Origin of the sequence: Nonomuraea rubra, assembly GCF_014207985.1 — a bacterium.
Lineage (GTDB): Bacteria > Actinomycetota > Actinomycetes > Streptosporangiales > Streptosporangiaceae > Nonomuraea > Nonomuraea rubra.
In genome coordinates this window covers 2538510-2563988 of sequence record NZ_JACHMI010000001.1, presented here as the reverse complement: position 1 = coordinate 2563988, position 25479 = coordinate 2538510, and the positions used below count along the sequence as shown (strand labels likewise).

General features: G+C 71.6%; 24 protein-coding genes. 14 read left to right on the top strand and 10 right to left on the bottom strand.

Going from position 1 to position 25479, the window contains the following annotated elements:
* Positions 1–69: 69 nt before the first annotated feature.
* A complete protein-coding gene (locus HD593_RS11645) occupies positions 70–459 on the bottom strand; it encodes a hypothetical protein (protein ID WP_185102184.1) in 390 nt (129 codons plus the stop codon).
* 106 nt (positions 460–565) lie between these two features.
* Between HD593_RS11645 and HD593_RS11640 the strand changes: the two genes are divergently transcribed.
* Together HD593_RS11640 and HD593_RS11635 are read left to right on the top strand one after the other, a co-directional pair.
* The gene (locus HD593_RS11640) at positions 566–1219 is read left to right on the top strand and encodes a response regulator transcription factor (protein WP_185102183.1); all 654 of its coding nucleotides are present in this window, start codon (positions 566–568) and stop codon (positions 1217–1219) included.
* The gene (locus HD593_RS11635) at positions 1216–2298 is read left to right on the top strand and encodes a sensor histidine kinase (RefSeq protein WP_185102182.1); all 1083 of its coding nucleotides are present in this window, start codon (positions 1216–1218) and stop codon (positions 2296–2298) included. The genes HD593_RS11640 and HD593_RS11635 overlap by 4 nt, the downstream gene beginning before the upstream one ends.
* Positions 2299–2307: 9 nt before the next feature.
* On the opposite strand, the gene HD593_RS11630 is transcribed toward HD593_RS11635, so the two are convergent.
* Positions 2308–3612: a M50 family metallopeptidase gene (locus HD593_RS11630; protein ID WP_185102181.1), complete on the bottom strand. Its 1305-nt coding sequence runs from the start codon at positions 3610–3612 to the stop codon at positions 2308–2310.
* Positions 3613–3766: 154 nt separating this feature from the next.
* On the opposite strand from HD593_RS11630, the gene HD593_RS11625 reads away from it, so the two are divergent.
* Entirely contained in the window at positions 3767–4363 is a 597-nt protein-coding gene (locus tag HD593_RS11625; RefSeq protein ID WP_185102180.1) for a response regulator transcription factor, read from the top strand.
* Positions 4364–4550: 187 nt separating this feature from the next.
* On the opposite strand, the gene HD593_RS11620 is transcribed toward HD593_RS11625, so the two are convergent.
* The gene (locus tag HD593_RS11620; RefSeq protein ID WP_185102179.1) at positions 4551–5663 is read right to left on the bottom strand and encodes a PP2C family protein-serine/threonine phosphatase; all 1113 of its coding nucleotides are present in this window, start codon (positions 5661–5663) and stop codon (positions 4551–4553) included.
* A gap of 118 nt (positions 5664–5781) precedes the next feature.
* On the opposite strand from HD593_RS11620, the gene HD593_RS11615 reads away from it, so the two are divergent.
* A complete protein-coding gene (locus tag HD593_RS11615; RefSeq protein WP_185102178.1) occupies positions 5782–7008 on the top strand; it encodes a GNAT family N-acetyltransferase in 1227 nt (408 codons plus the stop codon).
* 15 nt (positions 7009–7023) lie between these two features.
* Positions 7024–7170 carry a hypothetical protein gene (locus HD593_RS11610; RefSeq protein ID WP_185102177.1) on the top strand — a complete coding sequence of 49 codons (147 nt, stop codon included), beginning with the start codon at positions 7024–7026 and terminating at the stop codon, positions 7168–7170.
* 40 nt (positions 7171–7210) lie between these two features.
* On the opposite strand, the gene HD593_RS11605 is transcribed toward HD593_RS11610, so the two are convergent.
* Positions 7211–7678, bottom strand: coding sequence for a ribose-5-phosphate isomerase (locus tag HD593_RS11605; RefSeq protein WP_185102176.1), 468 nt, complete (start codon positions 7676–7678; stop codon positions 7211–7213).
* A gap of 95 nt (positions 7679–7773) precedes the next feature.
* Between HD593_RS11605 and def the strand changes: the two genes are divergently transcribed.
* Positions 7774–8259, top strand: a complete 486-nt coding sequence (gene def / locus HD593_RS11600; RefSeq protein ID WP_185102175.1) for a peptide deformylase — start codon at positions 7774–7776, stop codon at positions 8257–8259.
* 9 nt (positions 8260–8268) lie between these two features.
* The gene (locus tag HD593_RS11595; RefSeq protein WP_185102174.1) at positions 8269–9000 is read left to right on the top strand and encodes an SDR family NAD(P)-dependent oxidoreductase; all 732 of its coding nucleotides are present in this window, start codon (positions 8269–8271) and stop codon (positions 8998–9000) included.
* A 39-nt stretch (positions 9001–9039) separates the two neighbouring features.
* Here the strand turns inward: HD593_RS11595 and HD593_RS11590 are convergent, their stop codons facing one another.
* On the bottom strand, positions 9040–10443 hold the full coding sequence (locus tag HD593_RS11590; protein ID WP_185102173.1) for an aldehyde dehydrogenase family protein: 1404 nt from the start codon (positions 10441–10443) through the stop codon (positions 9040–9042).
* Between the two features lie 96 nt (positions 10444–10539).
* Positions 10540–11157: a mycothiol-dependent nitroreductase Rv2466c family protein gene (locus HD593_RS11585; RefSeq protein WP_185102172.1), complete on the bottom strand. Its 618-nt coding sequence runs from the start codon at positions 11155–11157 to the stop codon at positions 10540–10542.
* 89 nt (positions 11158–11246) lie between these two features.
* Here HD593_RS11585 and pepN point away from each other — a divergent pair, with 89 nt between their 5' ends.
* The 3 genes from pepN to HD593_RS11570 all read left to right on the top strand — a co-directional run bounded on the left by pepN (position 11247) and on the right by HD593_RS11570 (position 16623).
* Positions 11247–13808 carry an aminopeptidase N gene (gene pepN / locus HD593_RS11580; protein ID WP_185102171.1) on the top strand — a complete coding sequence of 854 codons (2562 nt, stop codon included), beginning with the start codon at positions 11247–11249 and terminating at the stop codon, positions 13806–13808.
* Between the two features lie 86 nt (positions 13809–13894).
* A complete protein-coding gene (locus HD593_RS11575) occupies positions 13895–15454 on the top strand; it encodes a serine/threonine-protein kinase (RefSeq protein ID WP_185102170.1) in 1560 nt (519 codons plus the stop codon).
* Positions 15455–15669: 215 nt separating this feature from the next.
* The gene (locus HD593_RS11570) at positions 15670–16623 is read left to right on the top strand and encodes a hypothetical protein (RefSeq protein WP_185102169.1); all 954 of its coding nucleotides are present in this window, start codon (positions 15670–15672) and stop codon (positions 16621–16623) included.
* 241 nt (positions 16624–16864) lie between these two features.
* Here HD593_RS11570 and HD593_RS11565 read toward each other — a convergent pair whose 3' ends face one another.
* Both HD593_RS11565 and HD593_RS11560 read right to left on the bottom strand, forming a co-directional pair.
* Positions 16865–17227: a DUF5130 family protein gene (locus HD593_RS11565; RefSeq protein WP_185102168.1), complete on the bottom strand. Its 363-nt coding sequence runs from the start codon at positions 17225–17227 to the stop codon at positions 16865–16867.
* A 7-nt stretch (positions 17228–17234) separates the two neighbouring features.
* Complete coding sequence (locus HD593_RS11560) at positions 17235–17525, bottom strand: hypothetical protein (RefSeq protein WP_185102167.1); 291 nt, start codon at positions 17523–17525, stop codon at positions 17235–17237.
* A gap of 203 nt (positions 17526–17728) precedes the next feature.
* On the opposite strand from HD593_RS11560, the gene HD593_RS11555 reads away from it, so the two are divergent.
* A complete protein-coding gene (locus HD593_RS11555; RefSeq protein ID WP_185102166.1) occupies positions 17729–18556 on the top strand; it encodes a nuclease-related domain-containing protein in 828 nt (275 codons plus the stop codon).
* On the opposite strand, the gene HD593_RS11550 is transcribed toward HD593_RS11555, so the two are convergent.
* Positions 18541–19242 carry a TetR/AcrR family transcriptional regulator gene (locus HD593_RS11550; RefSeq protein ID WP_185102165.1) on the bottom strand — a complete coding sequence of 234 codons (702 nt, stop codon included), beginning with the start codon at positions 19240–19242 and terminating at the stop codon, positions 18541–18543. The two genes, HD593_RS11555 and HD593_RS11550, sit on opposite strands and share 16 nt — an antisense overlap.
* A gap of 67 nt (positions 19243–19309) precedes the next feature.
* Between HD593_RS11550 and HD593_RS11545 the strand changes: the two genes are divergently transcribed.
* Entirely contained in the window at positions 19310–20119 is an 810-nt protein-coding gene (locus HD593_RS11545; RefSeq protein WP_185102164.1) for a thioesterase family protein, read from the top strand.
* Here HD593_RS11545 and HD593_RS11540 read toward each other — a convergent pair.
* Complete coding sequence (locus HD593_RS11540) at positions 20116–22713, bottom strand: type 1 periplasmic-binding domain-containing protein (RefSeq protein WP_185102163.1); 2598 nt, start codon at positions 22711–22713, stop codon at positions 20116–20118. The two genes, HD593_RS11545 and HD593_RS11540, sit on opposite strands and share 4 nt — an antisense overlap.
* Positions 22714–22957: 244 nt before the next feature.
* Between HD593_RS11540 and ilvD the strand changes: the two genes are divergently transcribed.
* A complete protein-coding gene (ilvD, locus tag HD593_RS11535; RefSeq protein ID WP_185102162.1) occupies positions 22958–24796 on the top strand; it encodes a dihydroxy-acid dehydratase in 1839 nt (612 codons plus the stop codon).
* Between the two features lie 109 nt (positions 24797–24905).
* A complete protein-coding gene (locus HD593_RS11530) occupies positions 24906–25433 on the top strand; it encodes a WYL domain-containing protein (protein WP_185102161.1) in 528 nt (175 codons plus the stop codon).
* Positions 25434–25479: the final 46 nt, after the last annotated feature.

Genomic DNA, 25479 nt, shown 5'->3' with positions numbered 1-25479 from the left:
TTTATCTAGTGTCCTAGCACTTTAGGTAGGCGAATGTATGGGGCCGGTAAAGAGGCACGGGCGGGGCGGCTAGAACGGCAGCGTCGGGGCGGGCGGCGCGTCCGGCAGCAGGTCCGGCAGGGCATCCGGCAGCAGGTCCGGCAGGGCATCCGGCCGCACGGCTGACGGGGCGGACGGCGGGACCGGCAGCCGGGAGTGGGCGGGCAGCAGGGATTCGCACGCCCGCAGCGCCGCCCCGTACTTCTCGGACAGGACGTCCACGCGCTCGCCCTCGATCCGCAGGTTGATCAGCCCCTCCGAGGAGAACGTGACCTCGGGGAAGCCGGGCAGCCCGTGCGAGCGCATGCAGGCCGTGAACGCCTTGCCGCCGTCGCCGGCGGGCGCCGCGTCGGCGCTGGGGATCCAGCTCAGCCCGGCGGCGAGGACGACGCCTGCCAGGACCATCTTTCTGATCATCATGCCTCCGTTCGTTTCGGGTGCTCCCAGGCAAGCCGGTCAGCGGTTACACGGCGGTGACAGCAACGGTTACCCCGCTGTAACCCCGGTGGCGGGCATCCTGGGGATCATGAGGGTGTTGGTGGTCGAGGACCACGAGGAGCTGGCCCTGACGGTCGCCGCGGGCCTGCGCCGCGAGGGCATGGCCGTGGACGTGGTGCTGGACGGGGCGGACGCGCTCGAACGCGCCCAGGTCCATCACTACGACGTGGTCGTGCTCGACCGGGACCTGCCCGGGCTGCACGGCGACGAGGTGTGCCGGGCGCTGGCCGCCTCCGGGAACCCGGCGCGGATGCTGATGCTGACCGCCGCCGGGACGATCGACGACCGGGTGACCGGGCTCGGCATCGGCGCCGACGACTACCTGCCCAAGCCGTTCGCCTTCGCCGAGCTGGTCGCGCGGGTCCGGGCTCTGGCCAGGCGGTCGCAGCAGGCCCTGCCCACGGTGCTGGTCCACGGCGGCCTGCGGCTGGACCCGGCCACCCGGGTCGCCACCCGCGACGGGCGCCGGCTGCCGCTGAGCCCCAAGGAGTTCGCCGTGCTGGAGCTGCTGCTGGCCGCCCAGGGCGCGGTGGTCTCGGCCGAGCAGTTGCTGGAGCGCGGCTGGGACGAGTTCGCCGACCCGTTCACGCACACCGTGAAGGTGACGATCAGCCGGTTACGCCGCAAGCTCGGCGATCCGCCGCTGATCGAGACGGTTCCGCAGGCCGGGTACCGGATATGAGGCGGACCGTACGGTTGCGGCTGACCGCGCTCTACGGCGGCCTGTTCCTGACGGCCGGGGTGGTGCTGGTCGCGCTCATCTACCTGCTGGTCAGGTACTCGCCCTTCCCCGCGCCACCGCCCGCGCCCGCGCCGTTCGGCGGGCTCGCCGTGCCCGCCCCCGCGCCGCCGGCCGCCCAGGCGGAGACCCTGAACAGGCTGCTGGTCAACTCACTGATCGCGCTGGCCGTCATGGCGGGCGCGGCGATGGTGCTGGGCTGGCTGATGGCGGGGCGCGTGCTGCGGCCGCTGGGCGAGATGACGGCCACCGTACGACGCATCACGGCCGACCGGCTGGACCGGCGGCTGGCCGCGTCGGGGCCCGACGACGAGCTGAAGGGGCTGGCGGACACGTTCGACGAACTGCTGGACCGGCTGGAGGCCGCCTTCACCGCGCAGCGGCGCTTCGTCGCCAACGCCTCGCACGAGCTGCGTACGCCCCTGACCCTGCAACGCGCCATGGCCGAGGTCGCGCTGGCCGATCCGGAAGCCGACGCGGCGGCGCTGCGCGGCGTGCTGGAGCGCGTGGTCGCGTCCGGCCAGCACCAGGAACGCCTCATCGAGGCCCTGCTCGTGCTGGCCCGCAGCCAGCAGGGCCTGGCCCGGCGCGAACCCCTCGACCTGGCCGTGATCGCCGCACGGGCCCTCGACGAGCATCCGGGGATCAGCCTCGCCTCCGGTCTCTCCCCCGCGCCCGCGTCCGGCGACCCCGCCCTGATCGAGCGCCTGGTCACGAACCTGCTGGACAACGCCGTGCGCTACAACGTGCCCGGCGGCCGGGTCGAGGTGGAGACCGCCACGCGCGCGGGCCGCTCCGTGCTCAGGATCGCCAACAGCGGCCCGGTGATCGCGCCCGGCCAGGTCCACCTGCTCATGCAGCCGTTCCAGCGCCTGGAGAGCGGCAAGAAGGCGAGCGGGGACGGCCTGGGGCTCGGCCTGTCGATCGTGGCCGCCATCGTCGAGGCCCACCACGGCACGATCGACGCCCGCCCCCTTCCGGGCGGCGGGCTCGACGTCACCGTCACGCTGGAGCAGGCGTGAGGTGCCCGCTCAGTTCGTGAGCGTGAGCGGGTTGACGAGGTCGGCGTAGACGAGCAGGCCCGCCATGATCATCATCACGATCGCGATGGCGTACGTCAGCGGCAGCACCTTCGCGATGTCCACGTACTTCGGCTCCGGTCGCCGCATCACCCTGGCGAAGGCCCGCTTGACGCCCTCCCACAGGCCGCCGGCGATGTGCCCGCCGTCGAGCGGCAGCAGCGGGATGAGGTTGAACATGCCGATCGCCAGGTTGAAGCCGGCCAGCAGGTTGACGAAGATGGCGATCTTCTTCTCGGTGGACAGGTCGGAGGCCAGGATCTCGCCGCCCATGCGACCCGCGCCGACCACGCCGACCGGCCCCTCGGGGTCGCGTTCCTCGCCGGAGAAGGCGGCGTGCCAGACGCCGACCATCTTCTCCGGCAGGTTGAGCAGCGAGCTCGCCACCCGGCCCGTCAGCTCGCCCATGTAGCCGATGACCTGGCCGATGCTCTGCTGCTCCATGACCTCGGTGGGCAGCACGCCGAGGAAGCCGACGTTCTTGTCGATCTTCTCGGGGTCGTCGAGGTTGGGCCGGTCCTGGGCGATGAGCGTGACCGAGAGCGTCATCGGCTTGCCGTCACGGACGATGCCGAGCTGCACCGGGCCTGCGCCGTGGGAGCGGATCAGCCGGGTGGCGTCCTCCCAGGAGCCGATCTGCTTGCCGTTGAAGCTGACCATCTGGTCGCCGGGCTTCATGCCCGCCTGCGCGGCCGGGGTCGGCTTGTCGGTCGGCTTGCACTGGGCGCGCTGCTCGGAGATCGGGATCACGCACGTGTTGGTGTCGGGCGAGACGATCGGCGCCCAGGTCGGCAGGCCGATGCCGACCAGCAGGATGGTGAAGAAGATGAAGGCGAGCACGAAGTTCATCGCCGGGCCGCCGGACATGATGATGACCTTCTGCCACCACTTCTTGCGGTAGAAGACGCGGTCCTCGTCGCCCGGCCGCACCTCTTCCTGGGCGGCGTCGCGGGCCGACTCGATCAGGCCCTGCCACGGGCCGGTCGCCGTGCTCCTGACCGTGCCCGGCGCGTCACCGGGGCGGGGCGGCAGCATGCCGATCATGCGGATGTAGCCGCCGAACGGGATCCACTTGATGCCGTACTCGGTCTCGCCCTTGCGCCGCGACCACGCCGTGGAGCCGAAGCCCACCATGTACTGGGTCACCTTGACGCCGAAGATCTTGGCCGGCACGAGGTGGCCGAGCTCGTGCAGCGCGATGGAGACCATCAGGCCGAGGAGGAAGAGGATGATCCCCACGACGTAGAGCCAGTTCATCTAGGCGTGCTCCCCGGCAGACGACAAGGACAGACGAAAGGACCGACAGCCCCAGAGTAGTCGAACTCCCCACGGCTGATGGCTTACCGCTTTTCCTTGGCATTGACAGCCCGCGATCACACGATCACTCTGGGAGACGACGGAGGGGGACGTCTTGATCCGCATACTGATAGCCGAGCATCTGCCGTTGGTGCGCCGTGGCCTGCACGCCACCCTCGGAGCCGAGCCCGACCTGCGGGTGGTCGCCGAGGCCGTACGCGCGGAGGAGGTGGTGCGAGCCGCGTTGTCGTCCGAGGCCGACGTGGCCGTGGTCGATCTCGACCTGCCCGGGCCGGCCGTGACCGGCGACCTGGCCGAGCACGTGCCCCGGTGCGGGTTGCTGATCCTGTCGGCCGCGCCCAACCCCGGCCAGGTACGCGAGGCGCTGGCCGGGCCCGCGCTGGGGTTCATGAGCCTGTGCGTGCCGCCCGAGCGGCTGGCCGAGGGGGTGCGCCAGGTCGCGGCGGGGCGGCAGGCCATCGAGGCGGAGCTGGCCGTGGCCGCGCTGCAGTGCGCGTCCAACCCGCTGACCAGGCGGGAGCTGGACGTGTTGCGGATCGCGGCGGGCGGGGCGCGCTCGACGGAGATCGCCGACGAGCTGTTCCTGTCGGTGGGCACGGTGCGCAACCATCTGTCGCGCATCATGTGCAAGACGGGCGCGCGCAACCGGCTGGACGCCGTACGCATCGCCAGCGACAGCGGCTGGTTGTGAGGTATCCGGCTCTGGTGGGCCGGGTTTGAGGGGGCCGGTACTGGTGACGGGACCCGGAGGAGCCGCGCCGCTCCGCCGGGGCCCGAACACCTAGAGGATCTCAGCCGTGCAGGGCCGCTGCCAGTGACCGCCATCACGACCGGCCCGTGTGAAACGTCACGGGTTCGCGGGCTCGTTCACGGGGCTGTCACGGGCGCCAGATGAGCACCAGCGCGCAGTCGTCGTTGTGCCCGGAGGCCATGGCGTTGACCAGCGCCCTGGCGCCGTCGCGGAAGCCGGAGGGCAGCAGCCGCTCCGCCTCGCCGAGCAGCCGGTCGAGGCCGGCGTCGATGTCGCGCCCCGGCTGCTCGATCAGCCCGTCGGTGAACAGCAGCAGCGCGTCGCCCTTGCGCAGGGTGCCGCTGTCGGGCTCGCAGTGCAGGTCGGGCACCACGCCGAGGACCACGCCCTTGGCCGAGGCCACCTGCCAGTTGCCGGTGCCCGCGTCGAACTTGACCACCGGCGGATGCCCGGCCGAGGTGATCGTGTAGTCGCCCGTGGCCAGGTCGAGGCGCACGTGCACCGCGGTGACGAACCCCTCGTCGCCCCGCTGCCTGTGCAGGTAGGCGTTGCACGCGGGCAGGAAGTCGTCGACCGAGCCCAGCAACCCGCCGAACGTGCCCGACAGCAGCAGCGCCCTGGTGCCCGCGTCGACGCCCTTGCCCGACACGTCGACCAGGGCGATCTCGACGGAGTCGCCGTCGCGCATGGACACCAGGAAGTCGCCGCCGAACGACGACCCGCCCGCCTGCTTGAGCACCACCTTGCCGCCCCAGTCCTTGGGCAGCGGCGGCAGCTCGCCCTGGCTCCTGAGCCGGTCGCGCAGCTCCAGCAGCATGGCGTCGCCGCGCAGGCCCTGCACGCCCAGCTTGCCCCTGGTACGCGCCATGAGCACGGCGAGCACGGCGGTGAACACGATGGTCACGGTCAGCCCCAGCCCCACCCGGCCCGCGCCGAGGTTGGCGGCGACGTACGCCAGCGCGACCCCGACCCCCACCAGCAGCTTGACCAGGCTGGCCAGCCGGAGCTGGAGCCCGCCGACGAGGGTGACCAGGATGAGCAGGGACGGCGAGAACCACTCGTTGGAGACCTCGGCCGCGAGGAACCCGATGACGAGCGCCACCACGACCAGCGTGCCGAGCAGGTTGCGGTCGCGGGCCAGCATCCGCCGGACGAACCGCACGACAGGCACCAGACCAGGCACCCGCACCAGGGCCGCACGGACCCGTGGCGGGATCAGCGGCGCCGGTCGGGAACTCATGATGCGCCTGACTGTATCGGTCTGACCCGTGTTTGGGCAGCCCACTTGACCAACGCCTTGATCATTAAGGCGGTATATTGGGTGGCCGTCCCCCTTTGCCCGCTCATACCGTGGACGGATGACGTATCCCATCCGCCCGATTGACGAGGCCGAGTGGCCGGCGTTCTCCAGGGTGAACGAAGAGGCGTTCGGCTGGATGCCCCACCCCAAGCAGGCCGAGCGGTTCAAGGCGCAGACCGAGTTCGGCCGGACCCTCGCCGCCTTCGACGGCGAGCAGATCGTGGGAGTCACCGGCATCTTCAGCCTCCCGATGACGGTGCCCGGCGGGCGGCTGCCCGTCGCGGGCGTGACCGCCGTCAGCGTGCTGGCCTCGCACCGCCGCCGCGGCGTGCTGTCGTCGCTGATGCGCAGGCAGCTCGCCGACATCCGCGAGCGCGGCGAGTCCGTGGCCGCGCTCTACGCCTCCGAGTCGCTCATCTACGGCCGGTACGGCTACGGCAGGGCGGCCGCGGAGCTGGCGCTCAAGGTCGACACCCGCCACTCGGCGTTCGTCCCCGGCGCGCCGCAGGACCCCTCGCTCCGGCTCAGGGTCGCCAGGCCCGCCGACGTGCGTCCGGAGCTGGAGAAGCTGTTCGCCTCGATCGTCCCGCACCGGCCCGGCCGGTACGAGCGCAAGCCCGAGTTCTGGACGGCGGTGCTGGCCGACGAGGAGTACGACCAGCGCGGCAACGGGCCGCTGCGCTCGATCCTGGCCGAGGACGACCACGGCGTGCGCGGCTACGCCCTGTTCCGCATCAAGCCGTCCTGGGACGAGACGGCCATCCCCGACGGGACCCTGAAGCTGCAGGAGCTGGAGGCCGCCGACCCCGCGGCGTACGCGCTGCTCTGGCGCAGCGTGCTGGACCGCGACCTGGTCTCCACGGTCGAGGCCGGCAGGCCGGTGGACGACCCGCTGATCGCGCTGGTGGCCGACCAGCGCCGGCTGCGCGCGCGGTGGTTCGACGAGCTGTGGGTTCGCGTGGTCCAGGTCGACAAGGCGCTGACCGGGCGGGCGTACTCGGCGCCGGTGGACGTCGTGATCGAGGTCGAGGACGACGTGTGCCCGTGGAACGCCCGCCGCTGGCGGCTCACCGCCGACCTGACGGGCGCCGAGTGCAAGCCGGTGGACGAGGAGCCGGACGTGACGCTGCCGGTGGCCGCGCTCGGGTCGGCGTACCTGGGTGACGGCACGCTGGGCGAGCAGCTCGGCGCGGGCCTGCTGCGCGAGCACTCCTCCGGTGCCGTACGCAGGCTGGCCACCGCCATGTCGTGGAGCCCGAAGCCGTGGGCCGGGCTGACCTTCTGACGTAGGCTCGGCGGTATGGCGCTGCAGAGCTTGCAGATCACGGCGGTCGTCGCCATGCGCGCCCGCGACGTGTCGAGGCCGTCGAAGGAGCAGCAGGAGGCCGCCGACCGGCGGCCCCTGCGTGACGAGACGCCCAGGCGCGACTCCAAGCGCAAGGGCTGAGGGCCGGAGGGCCGCACGCCGGCGGGCCCTCCGGGGGTGGCTACGGCAGCGAGGGCAGCTGGCCGATCGTCTCGTACGTGGTCAGCTGCGCGATGCGCCTGCTGTGGCGCTCGCTGCCGGAGAACGACGTGCCCAGGAACACCTCCACGAACCGGGTGGACTCGTCGAGGGAGTGCATGCGGGCGCCGACGCTGACGACGTTGGCGTTGTTGTGCTCGCGGGCCAGGCTGGCCGTCTCCTCGCTCCACGCCAGGGCCGCGCGGATGCCGCGCACCTTGTTGGCGGCGATCTGCTCGCCGTTGCCCGATCCTCCGATGACCACCCCGAGGCTGCCGGGGTCGCCCGCGACGCCCTCGGCCGCCCGCAGGACGAACGCCGGATAGTCGTCCTCGGCGTCGTAGACGAAGGGACCGCAGTCGGTCACCTCGTGCCCGTGGTCCTTCAGCCAGGACACCAGGTGGTTCTTGAGCTCATAGCCGGCATGGTCGGCACCGATGTAGACACGCACCCGACCAGTCTTCCACAGCCCCGCCGATCGGGCTCGCCCGCTAGAGTAAGGGTCTGCATCGCAGTCCAGTCCTTACATCGCGAAAGCAGAGAGCCATGCGAGAGATCCGCGTCATCGGCGATCCCGTCCTGCGCACGCCCGCAGAGCCCGTGACGGACTTCGACCGGGAGCTGCGCCGGCTGATCGACGACATGTTCCAGGCCATGTACGCCGTCAACGGCGTCGGCCTCGCGGGCCCGCAGATCGGCGTGTCGCGGCGGCTGTTCGTCTACGACATCGCCGGGCGCAAGGGGCACGTGGTCAACCCGCTGCTGACCGTGGACGACCCCGAGGACGTGCTCGACGAGGAGGGCTGCCTGTCCGTGCCCGACCGCCGGACCCGCCAGCCGATCTACGCCACGGTCGCCCGCGCCGCCGGCGTGACCGTCGAGGGCCTGGACCGGCTTCAGCGTCCCGTACGCGTCAAGGCCCGCGGCTCGCTGGCCCGGTGCTTCCAGCACGAGACCGAGCACCTCGACGGCAAGCTGTACGTCGATCGCCTGCCGCGGAACGAAGCCCGGGAGATCATGCTCAAGGCATAGATTGACGGCATGAGCGTACTTTCCGGAAAGGGCGCAGTGGTTACCGGAGGCTCCCGGGGCATCGGCAAGGCCGTCGTGGAGCGACTGACCAGCGACGGCGCGGAAGTCGTCTTCTGTTACCAGAGCTCGGACGAGGCCGCCCAGCAGGTGGCCAAGGAGACCGGGGCGCACGCCGTACGCGCCGACCTCGGCAGCAGGGAAGACCTGGAGCGGCTGTTCGCCGAGGCGGAGGCCCGGCTGCCCGGGGTGGACATCCTCGTCAACAACGCCGCCACCGACCAGCCGAAGAAGCTCATCACCGACCTCACCGACGAGGAGTACGAGCGGGCGTTCGCGGTGAACACCAGGGCCGTCTTCCTGTCCCTGCAGTGGGCCGGCCGGGTGATGCGCGACGGCGGGCGCATCGTCAACATCTCGTCGCTGAACACGCAGGTGCCCGCGCCGACGCTGGCGCTCTACTGCGGCTCCAAGGGCGCGATGGAGCAGTTCACGAAGGTGGCGGCGCGGGAGCTGGGCCCGCGCGGGATCACCGTCAACACCGTCTCCTCCGGCGCCACCGACACCGACATGCTGCGCAACGCCAACCCGCCCGAGGTGCTGGAGCAGACACCCGCCATGACCGCGCTGCAACGGCTGGGCAGGCCCGACGACCTCGCCGCGGTGGTCGCGTTCCTCGCCGGGCCCGACGGGCGGTGGGTCACCGGGCAGAACGTGCTGGCGACCGGGGGCCTGTTCATCTAGGCGCCGCTTCGGGGGGCCGCCCGCCCCCCGAAGGACCGCCTACAGCTGCAGCGACTTGACCTCGAGGTACTCCTCCAGCCCGTGCTCGCCCAGCTCGCGGCCCACGCCCGACTGCTTGTAACCGCCGAACGGCGCCAGCGGGTTGAACCGGCCGCCGTTGATCGACACCTGCCCCGTGCGCAGCCGGCGGGCGACCCCGACCGCGTGCTCCTCGGTGCCCGCCCAGACGGCGCCGGCCAGGCCGTATTTGGTGTCGTTGGCGATCTCGACCGCGTTCTCCTCGGTCGTGTACGGGATCAGCGACAGCACCGGGCCGAAGATCTCCTCCTGCTCGATCGTCATCCCCGGCTCCACGGCCGCGAACACCGTGGGCTCGACGTAGTAGCCGCGCTCGTGCGGCCGCTCGGTGCCGCCCGCCACGAGCCTGGCGCCCTCCTCCTGGCCGCGGTTGACGTAGCGGATCACGCGGTCGCGCTGCGCCGCGGAGACCAGAGGGCCGATCTTGGTGGACTCGTCGAAGGGGTCGCCGACCCGGTAGCCGCGCGCGGCCTGGACGGCCAGGTGCACGGCCTCGTCGTACTGGTCGCGCTGGACGATCATGCGGCTCCACGCCGAGCAGGTCTGGCCCGCGTTGACGAAGCAGTTGGCCACCCCGACCTTGACGGCCAGCGCCAGGTCGGCGTCGGGCAGGATGATGTTGGCGGACTTGCCGCCCAGCTCCAGCGCGACCCGCTTGACGGACTCGGCGGCCAGCGCGGCCACCCTGCGGCCCGCGGCGGTGGAGCCGGTGAAGGAGACCATGTCCACCTCGGGATGGGTGGCCATGGCCTCGCCCACGACCGGGCCCCGGCCGCTGACCAGGTTGAACACGCCCGGCGGCAGGCCCACCTCGGCGAAGATCCCGGCCAGCGCGTACGCGGCCAGCGGCGCCACCTCGCTCGGCTTGAGCACCACCGTGCACCCGGCGGCGAGCGCGGGCGCGACCTTGCACACGATCTGGTGCAGCGGATAGTTCCACGGCGTGATCGCGGCGACGACGCCGATGGGCTCCTTGACCACCAGGGAGTTGCCCACGCGGGACTCGCGCGGGTGGCTCTCGGCGAGCTGGGCGAAGGAGGCCAGGACGGCCGCGGGCATGAGCGTCTGCACCTTGAGCGCGAAGCCGAGCGGCGCCCCCATGTCGGTGGCGATCGTCCTGGCTATCTCGTCGGAGCGCTGTTTCAGCAGGTCGGCCGCATGGGCGAGGAGCTTGCCGCGCTCGCCGGGGGCCGCCCGCGACCATTCCGGGAAGGCCTTTCTGGCCGCTGCCGCGGCCGCCTCGACGTCGTCGGGAGAGCCCGCGGGCACCCGGTCGATGATCTCCTCAGTGGCCGGGTTGACGACCTCGATGGGCTCGTCCGACGCCGAAGCGGTCCAGGAGCCGCCGATGTACAGCTGACGCATAGGGCCATCCTGACAGTGAGCCAGGCCACATGCGAGGGCTCACCCTGACTCGGGATGAGCCCTTTCCACCGCCACCGGCTTTCTTACTCCGGCGTATCAGTCGAACTGCGGGCGCTTGGTGCGGGTGCGCTTCAGCTCGAAGAAGTCGTCGTACTGGGTGACCATGAGCACGCCGTCCCAGAGCCTGCCCGCGTCCTCGCCCCGGAGGATCTTGGTGATCACGGGCCCGAAGAAGGCGTTCTCGCCGACGCGGATGATCGGGGTGCCGACCTCCTGGCCGACGAGGCCGATGCCCTCGTCGTGGGAGGCGCGGATGGCGGCGTCGTACTCCTCGGAGTGCATGGCCTCGGCCAGGCTCCGCTCGAGGCCCGCGTCGTCCAGGGCGCCCTCGATGACCTCGCGCAGGCGCTCGGGGTCCTTGATGCCCTGGTTGTGCAGACGGGTGCCGAGCCCGGTGTAGAGGGGGCCGACGACCTGCTCGCCGTGCTTGGCGGCGGCCGCGGCGACCGTCCTGATGGACCCCATGGCCTTGGCGGCCCGTTCGAGGTAGTCCGCGGGGACGTCCTTCTCCTCGTTGAGGAAGTAGAGCGACATCATCCGCCAGCGCGGCTCGATGGGGCGGACCTTCTCCACCTCCAGCAGCCAGCGCGAGGTCACCCACGCGAACGGACAGGAGGGGTCGAACCACAGGTCCACGGGAATCTTCTCAGTCATGTCTGCCCGTAACCTGAGGTGGTTCGGGTCCTATTCCCGGCATGGCAGGATACGGACAACCCCGACGAAGTGGTGAAAAGGAGCGCAACTTGGCAGGCAACCTGACCCGGGAAGAGGCTCGTGAGCGCGCCCGGCTGTTGAAGGTCGAGTCGTACGAAGTCGCACTCGACCTGACGGAGGGAGAGGAACGCTTCGAGAGCGTCACCACGGTCCGCTTCACCAGCGCCAGCCCGGGGGCGTCCACCTTCATCGACCTCCACGGCGCGAACGTCCGCAAGGTCACGCTCAACGGCACCGACCTCGACGTGTCGGCCTACGACGCCGACAAGGGCCGCTTCCCGATCACCTCCCTCGCCGCGTCCAACGAGCTGGTCGTGGACGCCGACTGCACCTACATGCGCACCGGCGAGGGGCTGCACCGCTTCGTCGACCCCGTGGACCAGAAGGTCTACCTGTACACCCAGTTCGAGACGGCCGACGCGCACCGCATGTACGCCTGCTTCGACCAGCCCGACCTCAAGGCCACCTTCCAGCTCACGGTGCTGGCCCCGGCCGGCTGGGAGGTCGTCTCCAACTCCGCCGCCACCGGCGTCGAGGAGCTGCCCGAGCAGGCGGGCAAGCACGGCACGATCCAGGCGGCCAGGCGGTGGGAGTTCGCCCCCACCCCGGTCATCTCCACTTACATCACCTCGCTGGTAGCAGGTCATTACCACAAGGTGACCTCCGAGCACGACGGCATCCCGCTCGGCATCTACTGCCGCTCGTCTCTGGCCGAGCACCTCGACGCCGACAACATCCTCGAGGTCACCCGCCAGGGCTTCGACTTCTTCCACCGCGTGTTCGGCGTTCGCTACCCGTTCGGCAAGTACGATCAGCTCTTCGTGCCCGAGTTCAACGCCGGCGCGATGGAGAACGCGGGCTGCGTGACGTTCCTGGAGGACTACGTCTTCCGCTCCCGCGTCACCGACGCCGTCGTCGAGCGCCGCGCCGAGACGATCCTGCACGAGATGGCGCACATGTGGTTCGGCGACCTCGTCACCATGCGCTGGTGGGACGACCTGTGGCTGAACGAGTCGTTCGCCACCTACATGTCCGTGCTCGCCCAGGCCGAGGCCACCCGGTGGAACAGGGCGTGGACCACGTTCGCGAACGTGGAGAAGTCCTGGGCCTACCGCCAGGACCAGCTCCCCTCCACCCACCCCATCGCCGCCGACATCCCCGACATGCAGGCGGTCGAGGTCAACTTCGACGGCATCACGTACGCCAAGGGCGCCTCGGTGCTCAAGCAGCTCGTGGCCTACGTCGGCCTGGACAACTTCCTGGCCGGCGTGCGCGACTACTTCGCCGAGCACGCATGGGGCAACACCGAGCTCGAGGACCTGCTCAACGCCCTGGAACGGACCTCGGGCCGCGACCTGTCCTCCTGGTCCAAGGAGTGGCTGGAGACCTCCTGGGTCAACACGCTGCGTCCCGAGTTCGAGGTTTCGGGGGGCCGTTTCACCAGCTTCGACGTGGTGCAGGAGGCGCCGGTCGAGCACCCGACGCTGCGCTCGCACCGCATCGCGATCGGCCTGTACTCGCTGGCCGACGGCAAGCTGACCCGGACCAGGCGGGTGGAGCTGGACGTGGTGGGCGCCCGTACGAGCGTGAGCCAGCTCATCGGCGAGGAGCAGCCCGACCTGGTGCTGCTCAACGACGACGACCTCACCTACGCCAAGGTCCGCCTCGACGAGGACTCGCTGCGGACGCTGGTGGACGGCGGCATCAACGCGTTCACCGAGTCCCTGCCGCGCGCCCTGTGCTGGACGGCGGCCTGGGACATGACCCGCGACGGCGAGATGTCCACCCGCGACTACGTCAAGCTGGTCGTCTCCGGAGTGGCCACGGTCAGCGACATCACCGTCCTGCAGACCGTGCTGCGGCAGGCACGCCTGGCCGTGCAGCAGTACGCCGACCCCGCCTGGCGGGCCGAGGGCCTGTCCTTGCTGGCCACCGAGCTGCGCGCGCTGCTCGGCTCGGCCGAGCCCGGCTCCGACCAGCAGCTGTCGTTCCTCCAGGCGTTCTCGGCCGTGGCCACCTCCGAGGAGGACCTGGACGTGCTGCAGGCCGTCCTCGACGGCACCTCGGTGCCCGAAGGGGTGGCCGTGGACGCCGACCTGCGCTGGACGCTCGTGCAGGCGCTCGTCTCCGGCGGTCGCCTGGCCGAGGACGGCATCCAGGCCGAGCTGGAGCGGGACCCTACGGCGAAGGGTGAGCGCTCGGCCGCGATGTGCCGGGCCTCGATCCCGACCGCCGAGGCCAAGCAGGCCGCGTGGGCGCAGATCGTCGGCGGAGAGCTGGCCAACGCCGTCGCCCGCGCCATGATCGGCGGCTTCCAGGACCCGCACCATCCCGAGCTGCTGGTGCCGTACCGGGAGAAGTACTTCGCCGAGGTGGGGCGGATCTACCAGGAGTGGACGTTCGACCAGGCCTCGACGTTCGCGGTCGGGTGCTTCCCCGCGCTGCTCATCGAGCCCACCACGGTGCGGTCGGCGCACGACTTCCTGTCCACCGCGCAGCCGCCGCAGGCGCTGCGCCGGCTGATCCTGGAAGGCGCCGACGGCGTCCGCCGCGCCCTGCGCAACAGGGAGACGGACGCCGCCTCCGCCTGACGGCCCCGCCGGCCCCCGCCACGACGGCGGGGGCCGGCTGCGCTGTCTTGACGTGGGCATCCGGGGTGCGGTGTTAGCCTCGAAACGTGCTAGGCCCGGGGTCCTCCCTCAACGACCGCTACGTGCTCGGCGCCCGCATCGGTGGCGGGGGCATGGGCGAGGTGTGGCGTGCCGACGACACGGTCCTCGGGCGTACGGTGGCGGTGAAGGTGCTGATGCCGGCGCTCAGCGAGGACCCCACGTTCGCCCAGCGCTTCCAGAACGAGGCCAGGGCCATGGCCACGCTCACCCACCCCGGCGTGGTCGACGTCTACGACTACGGCATCTGCGACGTCGCGGGCCGGCGCGTGAGCTTCCTGGTCATGGAGCACATCCAGGGCGAATCGCTCGACCGCGTGCTGCGGCGCGGGCCGCTCGGGGTCGCGGCCACCATGCGGCTGATCGCCGAGGTCGCCGACGCGCTGGCGGCCGCGCACGCGCAGGGCATCGTGCACCGCGACGTCAAACCGGCCAATCTCATGGTCAAGCCCGGCGGCAGCGTGGTGCTCACCGACTTCGGCATCGCCCACTCGGCCTCCGCCGGCCAGCTCACGGCCACCGGGACGATGCTCTGCTCGGCCGGCTACTGCGCGCCCGAGATGGCCACCTCCAACGAGGTGACGCCCGCGGTCGACGTGTACGCGCTGGGGGTGGTGGCGTACGAATGCCTGCTGGGGCATCTGCCGTTCCAGGGCGACACCCCCATCCAGATCATCTTCAAGCACCTCAACTCACCCGTTCCCCGGCTGCCCGATGACGTGCCCGCCGGCGTGCGGCAGGTGGTGGAGCGGGCCCTGGAGAAGGCGCCAGAGGCGCGGTGGCGGACTGCGCCGCAGATGGCCGAGGCGGCGCGCGCCGCCCTGACCGGTTCCGCCTTCGACGGGATCGGCTCTTCTGCCACCTTCGGGTCGCCTTCCTCGGCCGGTGCGCAGGGGCCGTCGGGCCCGTCGGGTCCGCACGGCGACAGTGCGCCGGGATCGGCTCCCGGGGCCGGCACGCTCGGGCTCGCTGGTCTGGCGGGGGCTCCCCCTGGCGGCGAGACGTCTTTCGGCGGAATGTCCAGCGGCAGCAAGACGCCTGCCGGCGGAGTGTCCGGCGCTGGCAGAACGCCTGCCGGCGGCGGGAAGCCGGGGGTGGTGACCGCGCCTGGCGGGACGGCGTCGTCGCGGCGGCGCCGGACGTTGCAGGTGGTGGTCACCATGGCGGCCGCCGTGCTCGTGTCGGCGGCCGTGGCCGGGTTCGTGTGGTTCCGGCCCACCCCGCAGGCGGTCAGGGAGGAAGCGCCGTCCATCCCGATCAGCGTCAGCAGCCCGGCGGACGTCGTCCCCACCACGCCGTCGGCAAGCAGCGGCAGGAAGCACACGGCAGAGCCGACCAAACGCGGGCCCACCCCCCGGGCGACGCGGGCGACGCCCGTGCCCTCCCCCAGCCCGACGGTCACCACGTCCAGCCCGGCGACCGAGAGCCCCACGGCCACGCCCACCACGTCCGAGCCGGAAGAGCCGACGCAGGAGCCCACCACGCCGGGCCCCGAGGAGCCGACGTCCGAGCCGACGATCACGGCCCCGCCCGGCGAGATCCAGTGCATCCGCGCCCCTTGCCCGTGACCGCCCCCCTGCCGGCAACGCCCGGCGCCGTGTCCCTGCCCGCGATCGCCCACCCCGCAGGTGCCCGGCGCCACGTCCAACCCCGTGACCACCCCGGCCTGCTCATGGCCGTGCCACCCGCCACGGGCCGGGTGTGCTTCCGGGGGGTTGGCCCGGAGGCGACACCCATGGGCCTCATGTCCGTAATCGCTCGCTGATCGTGAGAAAGTCATCGCGTGGACTCGACTCGTGACCTGTTCGTCGCCCTCGCCCGCCGTTACGCCTTCGCCGACCTCGGCGCGCTCGCGCCCGCCGCGGAGATCGCGGAGGTGTGCGAGTTCGGGCAGCGGCTGCTCTCGCTCGACGCGGAGGATTTCGCGGCCGAGGCGCGAGAGGTGCCCGCCGACCTGCGGCGGCGCGCCAGGGCCTGCCACATGCCGCAGACCCCGCGCGAGCAGCCACGGGGAGCGCTGGAGTCGCTGCGCCCGGCGTACGGGCTGCTGCTGGAGGTCATCGCCGTACGGTGGCACCGGCGCGAGCTGAGCCCCATGATCGCGGCGGTGCACATCGCCAGCGAGTACCTGCCGCTGCTGGCCTTCGAACCGCAGCTCGGCCACGCCGGCGACCCGGCGAGGTGGCCGGTGGGGCTGAGCGCGTCGGGAAGCAGGTTCGGCGTGATCGGCGATCGGGAGTGCGACCACACCAAGTCCGAGCAGTCCGCCACGAACCGGACGCTGCGGGTCTCGGCCGAGCCTTCCGAGGGCTGGCGGGCGTACTTCGACCGCCAGCACAGCCAGGTCGCCGGCGCGCTGGGCGTGTGCGTGGCCACCTGCCGCAACCCCTGCACGGCCATGGACTGGATCGAGCCGGAGCCGCGCGCCGACCTGCAGTCGCGCGCCCGCACGGCGCTGGCCTTCGCCGAGACCCCGCTCGTCCGGCTCCGCCACGCGGCGCCGGTGGGGCACGGGTTCGGGGTGCCGTCGCCCGAGGAGGTGCTCGACGCCTGGGAACGCAGCCGCGCGGTGCTCGACAAGAACCCGATCGGCACCGCGGCCCTCAAGGAGGACGGCTTCCCTCTCCCCGGCCTGCCCTCGCTCTTCTCGGCCATCGCCGACGCGTCCATCGAGCCGGCGACCCTCCTCAACGGCGTCAGCGAGCACATCGTCACCCTCCTCGAACGCCAGCCCTGACCGCACCGCCTCCGCATCGGGGCCGGGAGGGAAGCCGCCCACCGGCCATGGCGCCCCCGCCCGGCCAGCGCGTTGCGCGGCGCGGAGAGCCGCCCGGCCGGCGAAGGCGCGCCGCCGGGAGCCGCCCGCCCCAGCGTGCGGCCGCCGGTGGTGACGCACACCGTGGCGAGTCACGCGGCCGGCGTGCGACCGCGACGCACCAGCAGCGCCGCGAGCGGCGACGGATGGCGGGTGGCGGCGGTCAGCGGCGGGCGGTGGCTTGTTCGCCGAGGGCGCCGATGCCGTACAGCAGGCCGCCGATCAGATCGCCCGCGCTGAACGCCGTAGCCATCGACATGGCCGTCAGCCGGCAGGCGCTGTCGCTCAGCCGCCTGCGCGCGTTCTCGCCCGTCACGATCTCGATGGCCCGCCCGGCCGGGTCCACGAACACCACCACGGCGTCGCCGGCCTCCGAGCCCAGGGCGGCGTGCAGGCGTTCGGCGAAGTGCCGGCGCCCGCCCACAGGGTCGCCGAGGAACACGCCGAACCGCAGCCCGCTGCGCCGCTCCGCGGTGTGCAGGGCCTTGCGGACGTCGTCGCCCTGGGCGGCGGTCAGTCCCTTCATGGTCACCTCACCATCCCGCCGAGGCGCCGCCGACGTGCCTGCCGGGCTCCGCCGTCTCGGCGGCCGCCACCCAGTCGTGTTCGGGCACCTCGGCCCAGTGCGCCACCCTGTCGGCCAGTACGAGTCCGGACGTGCTCACCCCGCGCTCGCTCCTGGAGGGCCCTCCCAGCCACACGGGGCCCGCTTCGATCCGGCGTTGCGCCCCGCGCCCCGGCACCATGACGAGCAGGGTGATCAGCACGAACAGCCCCATGGACACGCCGATGAGAAAGAGCAGAATCTCCGCCGCGCTGTTCACACCAAGACCGTAAACCTCGTCAGCGGGCTCGGCCAGACCCGTCGTGCTCTCCCTGGGTTAAGATCTTTTTGCAGTGCGGGGCTTCTCTAGAGAAGAAGTAGACATACCCCGAAAACATGAGTGGAACACGATGAGCTGGGCCATAAAACTATGGACACGGCAACACTAGGAATCGATCGAAACCCCGGGCTACGGTGAGTTACGTGGACTCCGACAACCAGCGAGAAGACGGTCACAACGCGTCACCCATCTGGGTGAGCGACCGGCCAGAAAGCGAGCAGACCGCCGCCGCGAAGCCTTCGGCGCCCACCTCCACGTACGCGCCGGTCGAGCGCGCGTCCGTGCGTAGCCTGCTGCAGCAGCCCCGGTTCCGCCGCCTGCGCAACCGCTTGATCCTGGCGGTGGTGGTCGGCCTGGCTGTGGGCTTCCTTGTGCGCGACTGGCGGGTGGGCGTGACCGCGGGCGTGATCGCGGCCATCCTCGAGGCGGTCTACCGCGCTCGCTCCAGTTCGTCCGTGCCCGCGTGGCGGCGGACGTCCGTGGCAGAGCGCCGCACGGAGGCGCAGCTGCGCAGGCTCGAGCGCAGCGGCTACCGTACGCTGCACGCCAGGGCGATCCCGGGCAGTGAGGCCCAGATCGACCACCTCGTGGTGGGCCCGACAGGCGTGTACGCGGTCGACTCCGAGAAGTGGGACCGCCGGCTGCCCGTCCGGGTGCAGATGGGCAAGAAGCTGTTCCACGGCCCGTTCGACATGAAGCCTCGGCTGACCGAGGCCAAGTGGGAGGCGACGCAGGCCAGCGAGCTGATCAGCAAGTCGTTCGGCCGCGAGATCTCCGTCGTGCCCTCCCTGGCGATCTACGGCCCGCCGGTGCCATGGAAGATCATGAACATCCGCGGCGTGGACGTCTACCAGGGCGATCGGGCCCGGAAGTGGATCACCAAGCGGGAGCGGGCGCTGACGACCGCCGAGATCGACCGGATCTACGACATCGCCACGCAGGTGCTGCCCGCCCGCTACGGCGAGGGCTGATCCCCCGGTCCGCGGGCCGCCAGCCTCGTACCGAAGTCGTCGAGGCAGGCGGCCAGCTCCGCGCTCGGCGGCAGCGCTCGCGGCAGCCGCGAGTACACCGCCGCGCCGAACCCGGCCTGCCTGACGACGTGGTCGAGCAGCGCCTCCCTGTCGCGCGGCCACGGGAACGCCGGCTGGGCGATGAGCAGGGAGACGCAGCCGTGCACGGCCGACCAGAGGCCGAGCGCGAGCTCCTCGGGGTCGCCTTCGAGCACCCTGGTCGCCACGCAGGCCGACACGGCGTTCACCATGTGGCGGAAGGCGTCGGCGGCGGCGGGCGGCACGCCGGGGACCGCTGACGGCCGCATCATGAGCACCCTGTACTGCACGGGGTGGTCGAGCGCGAAGCGGGCGTAGGCGCGGGCGCACCTGCCCAGGGCGAGGAACGGGTCGCCGCCCTGGTTGTCGGCGAACAGGCGGCCCAGCTCGCCCCACACCCGCATGCAGACCGCCTCGACGAGCGCTTCCTTGTCGGCGAAGTGCAGGTAGACCGAGGGGGTGGACACGCCCGCCCGCAGCGCGACCGCGCGGACCGTCAGCGCGTCCTCGGTGCCGGACTCGGCCAGCAGCTCCTCGGCCGCGCGCAGGATCTCCTCGCGCAGCAGCGCGCCCTCTCCGCGCCTGGCTCGTACGCGTCTGGTGCTCATGTCCTCAGGTTGACGTCGTCAAGTTAACGGTGTCAAGCTGACCTTCCTGGGGAAGGGATGGCGAAAAATGGGGACTTTTCAGGAAGCAACGGCGTTGACCGCGTACGGCGACGGCGAGTTCGGCGCCACGCTGGACCCCCAGTGGAGCGTCGGCACCCGGCTGCACGGCGGCTACCTGCTGGCGGTGCTGGCCAGGGCCGCCTGCGAGAGCCCGGCGGGCGCCGCGCACCCCCACGTGACGGCCGTCAGCGGCACCTTCGTCGAGCCGCCCGAGCCGGGCGAGGCGGTCGCCCGCGTCGAGCCGCTGCGGGTGGGCAGGAGCGTGGCGCAGGTCAGGGCGGCGCTGGTGCAGGAGGGCCGCACGCGCGTCGAGGCGCACATCACGCTGGGCCTGCTGGACGACTCCGACCCGTGGTGGTCGGCGTCCGAGCCGGTCGCCCTCCCGCCCGAGCAGGACTGCTTCCTGGCGCCCGTCGACCCGCCGGGCGCGGACATGCACGTGCCGCTGATGGCGGTGATCGAGGAGCGCATCGACCCCGAGCACCTGGCCTTCGCCTTCGGCGCCCCGTCCAGGCGCGGCACGATCGCGTCCTGGCAGCGGCTGGCCGACGGCTCCGACTGGGACCCGCTGAGCCTGCTGGTGGCGCTCGACCCGGTGCCGCCGGTCTCGTTCGATCTGGGGCTGTCGGGGTGGGTGCCGACGATCCAGCTCTCGGCGTACCTCCGCCGGCTGCCCGCCCCCGGCCCGATCCGGGTGCGGCTGTCGGCGACGGACGTCGGCGGCGAGCGGATGGACGAGGTGGCCCATATCTGGGATGACAAGGGCCGCCTGGTGGGACAGGCCACCCAGCTCGCCGCCGTCAGGGTGCCGGGCTAGCGATACCGCGGGGGGATCGAGCCGCACCAGGGGAAGAGATCCTTCTCGGTGGCACCCTTGATGTTGCCGCAGGCGCCGACCTGGGTCGGCCGTTCCGCGCCCTTGGCGTAGAGGATCAGTACGGCCTTGTCCACGGGGTACTGCCGGGGCGAGTTCGTCCCGAAGTCCAGCGCCCCCGTGGCGCCTTCGATGGCGTGGCCGCCCGGGTCAGCGGTGTAGAGGGTGCCGAGCTGGCGCCAGACGGTGTAGGAGTTCACCGGCACGCGGTGGCGCATGCCGCCCAGCCGCCGGATGGCGGTGATCATCGTCTCGGTGGCGTCGTACGACAGCGCGGCGTGCCCGTCCAGGGTGCGGCCGGGGCCGGGCTCCTCGCATTCGAAGGGGAACGTGGTGAACAGCTCGGTGTAGAAGTCGTGCCGCTGCGGCTGGCCGCACTTGCTGGGCGCGACGGCGAACGACTCGTAGTAGTAGCCGATGCCGCCGACGGCCGACCTGAGGCTCACGTCGGCGACGTACCGGGTGACGTCGTCGCCCCCGAGGATGACCGGCGGCGCGGACGCGCACTTGTCGGCCACCCCCTTCACGAACTCGGCGAAGTCGGGGATGCCGCGGCCGGCGAAGTACACGAGCCCGTCGAAGCCGCAGGCCGACACCCCGGCGTCGCGCGGGTCGCCCGCGTACGGGTCCTCGCTGCGGTCCTCCGCACCCGGCTTGGCCGTGCCGATGGGCGTGAACCGGTGCGCCTCGACGGCGAACTGGTGCTCCTGGAGGCCGGCGACGACGCGGGACTTGAGGTTGGCGGCGTAGTAGTCGGTCTCGTCGTGGGAGTAGTAGACGCGGGCCTGGCGGGTCACCTCGCCCTTGCCGGCCAGCGAGCTCGCGAAGGCCGCGGCCATCCACGCCTGCCTGGAGTTCTGCGGCGCCACCTGGAAGTAGAACGGCGAATCCTTGACGAGGCGGTCGGCCGACAGCGTGGAGGCCACCATGGGCAGCCCGGCCTTGCCCAGCTCCTGGATGGCCGCGACCGTCTCCTGGCGGCTCTGGTCCAGGCCCACGACCCCCACGATGGGCGCCTGCCCGTCCTGGTAGCGCAGCAGCAGGCGGGCGATGCGGGAGCCGTGCTGCATGCGCCCGCCCGCGTTGGCCAGCAGGATTCGGACCAGCGGCTCGCTGGGGCCCGCCGCGCTGTTCTGCCGCTTCTGGGCGATGGCCACGCCCGCCAGGCCCTCCCGGGCGGCGGCCAGCGTGTCGTTGTCGGAGGAGGTCAGCGCCGCCAGGTAGACGAGCGTCACGTACGGCCGGCCGCTGCCCTCGCTCAGCTGCGCGGCCCGCTCGTTCTGCTGCTGGAGCACCGCCTGGACCTGCCGCATCTCCTCGTTGCCCGGCGCGAACAGGTAGTCGGGCTCGGCCACGCCCACGCACTCGGTGCCGGCGAGCTGCCTGCCGCTCTCCGTCCAGGGGGTCCACAGGCCCGTCGCGCAGGCGCTGCGGTGCCAGGCGGCGGTCTGGCCCGCGTACGCGCCCACGGCGCCCGCCAGGACCATCCAGAACAGTGTGATGGCGACCCAGGACGACCACCAGGGCGCCACGCGGGCGGGCGGCACCCAGGTGAGGTCGGCGACGTCGTACCTGGCCAGGCCGGGCGGCAGCGGTGGCGCGCTGATGACCAGCGGGGTGCCCAGCACCTGGTGCCAGGTCGCCGCGTCGTCGGCGGTGACGAGCTCCCTGCGCCAGCGGATGAGCGTCCACAGCGGCTCCTCGTCGTCCTCGACCAGGACGGCGTCCGGCGTGTAGGAGACCACCACGACCGGGTCGAACCTGTCGAGGTCGGCGCGCCGTTCCCGCATCAGCTCGACCAGCTCGCCGGCGTGCTCGTTGAGCAGCAGGAGGGGGTAGAAGACGTGGGCGGCGCCGCGCACGTGGGCCGGCGAGCGCCGGTACTGGCGGGCGAGGTCGTCCATGAACGCCCGCAGCAACAACCGCGAGACGCGCTGCTCGTCGGCCGGATCGAGGGCGGCCAGGAGGGCGGGCACGCCGGGCGCCGTACGGTCGTCCTGGGACAGCGCCCGCCGCAGCCAGCGGAACCTGCCGCCGAGGCCCGGCACGCGCCCGCTCAGCCGCAGGTCGTGCAGGAAGCCGGGCACCAGCCTCAGCAGCAGGTTGACCGGGAACGGCACGCTCTCGGCGCCCGTGTTCGCCGTGTCCACGCCCCAGCCCCAGTTGCGGTCGGCCTCGCGCAGGATGCGGCGGGCGCGTTCCTCGCCGCCGTGCGTCTCGGCGAGCTGCTCTGCCAGCAGCGCGGCCAGCCGGTAGCGCGGGAAGCGGAGCCGGTTGCTGCGCAGCTCGGCCACGATGCGGGCGAGGATCTTCGGCACCGGCTCGCCGGGCTGGATGTCCGGGTGGGCGCGCGGGATGTCGCGCGAGATGACGTGCGTGGCCGCCTTGTCCCTGGGAGCGAGCACCTCCGGCCAGGTGCCGGCCTCGCTGAGCCGGATCAGCGGGATGCCCTTGCGGTCGGTGTGCTGCCTGGCCTCGGCTCCCTCCCGCCATCCGGTCAGCAACGGCCGCCTGGCGACGTGCGGGGAGTCCTGCACGCCCTCGCCCCTGGCAGGTCTGCGGCATAAGCGGTCTATCGTATGAATGAAGTTGCCGACCCTTGCGGGGTCGTCCAGCATGGCTGCCCCATGACTCATTTGATCTCTGTAACACGAGTTCGCGTGTCAGTACCTCGGATTCCGGCACGATCAGGTAACCAACCGTCCGATGCATGGACAGGCGTCTCATTTACCGGGCGGTGGCCGTAACATGTGAAGACTCGCTAGCGATGGGAGATGCGCAATGCCCGCCCTCAGGTCACGTACAGTCACCCACGGCAGGAACATGGCCGGTGCCCGGGCCCTGCTCCGGGCGACCGGCGTAGCCGGGAGCGACTTCGGCAAACCCATCATCGCGGTGGCCAACAGCTTCACCCAGTTCGTGCCGGGTCACGTGCACCTGCGGGAAGTCGGCGACGTGGTCTCCGCGGCGATCAGGGAGGCCGGGGCCATCCCCCGCGAGTTCAACACGATCGCGGTTGACGACGGCATCGCGATGGGCCACGGCGGCATGCTCTACTCGCTGCCGTCGCGCGAGCTGATCGCCGACGCCGTGGAGTACATGGTCAACGCCCACTGCGCGGACGCGCTGATCTGCGTGTCCAACTGTGACAAGATCACACCGGGCATGCTGCTGGCCGCGTTCCGGCTGAACATTCCGACGATCTTCGTCTCCGGCGGCCCCATGGAGGCCGGCAAGACGCCGGGCAAGAAGCTCGACCTGATCGACCCCATGATCGCCTCCGCCGACGACTCGGTCTCCGACGCCGAGCTGCTGGAGATGGAGGAGAGCGCCTGCCCGACCTGCGGCTCGTGTTCCGGCATGTTCACCGCCAACTCCATGAACTGCCTGGCCGAGGCCATCGGCCTGGCGCTGCCGGGCAACGGCACGATCCTGGCCACGCACAAGGCGCGCAAGCAGCTCTTCGAGGACGCCGGCCGCCAGCTCGTCGAGATCACCCGCCGCTACTACGAGGACGGCGACGAGTCGGTGCTGCCGCGCTCGATCGCCACCCGCGAGGCGTTCGAGAACGCGATGACGCTCGACGTGGCCATGGGCGGCTCCACCAACACGATCCTGCACATCCTGGCCGCCGCCCGCGAGGCGCAGGTGGACTTCGGCCTCAAGGAGATCAACGAGATCTCGCTGCGGGTGCCCTGCCTGTGCAAGGTCGCCCCGGCCACGGCCAAGTACCACGTCGAGGACGTGCACCGCGCCGGCGGCATCCCCGCGATCCTGGGCGAGCTCGACCGGGCCGGGCTGCTGCACCGCGACGTGCCCACCGTGAACGGCGGCACGCTGGCCGACCTGCTGGCCCAGTGGGACGCCATGTCGCCGACGGTCAAGCCGGAGGCCATGGAGCTGTGGCACGCGGCGCCGGGCAACGTGCGCACGGTCAAGGCGTACTCGCAGGACAACCGCTGGGACGACCTCGACCTCGACCGCGAGAACGGCTGCATCCGCGACCGCGAGCACGCCTACACCGCCGACGGCGGCCTGGCCGTGCTCTACGGCAACATCTCGCGTGACGGCGCGGTCGTGAAGACGGCCGGAGTGGACGAGTCCATCTGGAAGTTCAGCGGGCCCGCAGTGGTGTTCGAGTCGCAGGAGCAGGCGGTCGAGGGCATCCTCGGCGGCAGGGTCAAGGCCGGCGACGTGGTCGTCATCCGCTACGAGGGCCCCAAGGGCGGCCCCGGCATGCAGGAGATGCTGTACCCGACGTCGTTCCTGAAGGGCAAGGGCCTGGGCAAGGTCTGCGCGCTGGTCACCGACGGGCGCTTCTCCGGCGGCACGTCCGGGCTGTCGATCGGCCACGCCTCCCCCGAGGCGGCCGAGGGCGGCACGATCGCGCTGGTCGAGGACGGCGACATCATCGACATCGACATCCCCGGCCGGTCGATGGAGCTGCGGGTGCCCGAGGCCGAGCTGGCCGCGCGGCGCGAGCGGCTGCTGGCCGACCTGGGCGGGTACCGGCCGCGTGACCGCGACCGGCAGGTGAGCGTGGCGTTGCAGGCGTACGCGGCCATGACGACGTCCGCCTCGACGGGCGCCTCGCGCGACCTGTCGCAGCTCTCGCGGTAGTCACCGTGCCCTGTGCGGCAGGCCGAGTGGGTTCTCGCCTGCCGCACAGGCACCTGTCTTCCCGGACAGACTTTCGAAAATTGTCGGTGGTCATCCCTATTGTTGGGGTATGACGACAGTCGTGAAGCACGATACTCGCCCGCTGACGACCGCCGAGATCGCCGCACTCGCCCTCTCCCTCGCCCACCTCGGAGCGGGGCCCCAGGCCGTCACCGCCAGGCGTGGCCTGCAGCACGCATTCGAGCACCTCGACCTCGACGACGACGTCATCGCCACCACGCTCACGACCCTCACCGAGCCGCTGCCCGTCGACGTCGCCTCCCGCGCCCGCCTGATGGCCGACGCCATCACCAGCCGCCTCATGATCCGCCTGCACTACCGCGACGCCTCGGGCCTCGTCACCTCTCGCGACGTCGAGCCGGTGACGTGCCTGGTGCACCGCGAATACTGGTACCTGGTCGGCGTGTGCAAGCTGCGCAGGGCGATCAGGGCGTTCAGGTTCGACCGGATCATCGCGGTCGAGCCCACGCTCACGCCGTCCAGGCCGCATCTGGCCGACCGGTTCCTGCCGTTCCAGCGCCGCAAGCGCCGGGCCGTCACGGCGGCCGAGACGGGTCAGCGCAGGCTGACCGCCTAGCCGCCGGAAACCGAGACCGCCGGTTGACCAACGGCCGCCCGGCCGT

What these genes read in the sequence shown, in the direction of transcription:
- HD593_RS11645 (WP_185102184.1), bottom strand. Translation starts at nt 459, where the DNA reads ATGATGATCAGAAAGATGGTCCTGGCAGGCGTCGTCCTCGCCGCCGGG.
- HD593_RS11640 (WP_185102183.1), top strand. Translation starts at nt 566, where the DNA reads ATGAGGGTGTTGGTGGTCGAGGACCACGAGGAGCTGGCCCTGACGGTC.
- HD593_RS11635 (WP_185102182.1), top strand. Translation starts at nt 1,216, where the DNA reads ATGAGGCGGACCGTACGGTTGCGGCTGACCGCGCTCTACGGCGGCCTG.
- HD593_RS11630 (WP_185102181.1), bottom strand. Translation starts at nt 3,612, where the DNA reads ATGAACTGGCTCTACGTCGTGGGGATCATCCTCTTCCTCCTCGGCCTG.
- HD593_RS11620 (WP_185102179.1), bottom strand. Translation starts at nt 5,663, where the DNA reads ATGAGTTCCCGACCGGCGCCGCTGATCCCGCCACGGGTCCGTGCGGCC.
- HD593_RS11615 (WP_185102178.1), top strand. Translation starts at nt 5,782, where the DNA reads ATGACGTATCCCATCCGCCCGATTGACGAGGCCGAGTGGCCGGCGTTC.
- HD593_RS11610 (WP_185102177.1), top strand. Translation starts at nt 7,024, where the DNA reads ATGGCGCTGCAGAGCTTGCAGATCACGGCGGTCGTCGCCATGCGCGCC.
- def (WP_185102175.1), top strand. Translation starts at nt 7,774, where the DNA reads ATGCGAGAGATCCGCGTCATCGGCGATCCCGTCCTGCGCACGCCCGCA.
- HD593_RS11595 (WP_185102174.1), top strand. Translation starts at nt 8,269, where the DNA reads ATGAGCGTACTTTCCGGAAAGGGCGCAGTGGTTACCGGAGGCTCCCGG.
- HD593_RS11590 (WP_185102173.1), bottom strand. Translation starts at nt 10,443, where the DNA reads ATGCGTCAGCTGTACATCGGCGGCTCCTGGACCGCTTCGGCGTCGGAC.
- HD593_RS11585 (WP_185102172.1), bottom strand. Translation starts at nt 11,157, where the DNA reads ATGACTGAGAAGATTCCCGTGGACCTGTGGTTCGACCCCTCCTGTCCG.
- HD593_RS11565 (WP_185102168.1), bottom strand. Translation starts at nt 17,227, where the DNA reads ATGAAGGGACTGACCGCCGCCCAGGGCGACGACGTCCGCAAGGCCCTG.
- HD593_RS11550 (WP_185102165.1), bottom strand. Translation starts at nt 19,242, where the DNA reads ATGAGCACCAGACGCGTACGAGCCAGGCGCGGAGAGGGCGCGCTGCTG.
- HD593_RS11545 (WP_185102164.1), top strand. Translation starts at nt 19,310, where the DNA reads ATGGGGACTTTTCAGGAAGCAACGGCGTTGACCGCGTACGGCGACGGC.
- ilvD (WP_185102162.1), top strand. Translation starts at nt 22,958, where the DNA reads ATGCCCGCCCTCAGGTCACGTACAGTCACCCACGGCAGGAACATGGCC.
- HD593_RS11530 (WP_185102161.1), top strand. Translation starts at nt 24,906, where the DNA reads ATGACGACAGTCGTGAAGCACGATACTCGCCCGCTGACGACCGCCGAG.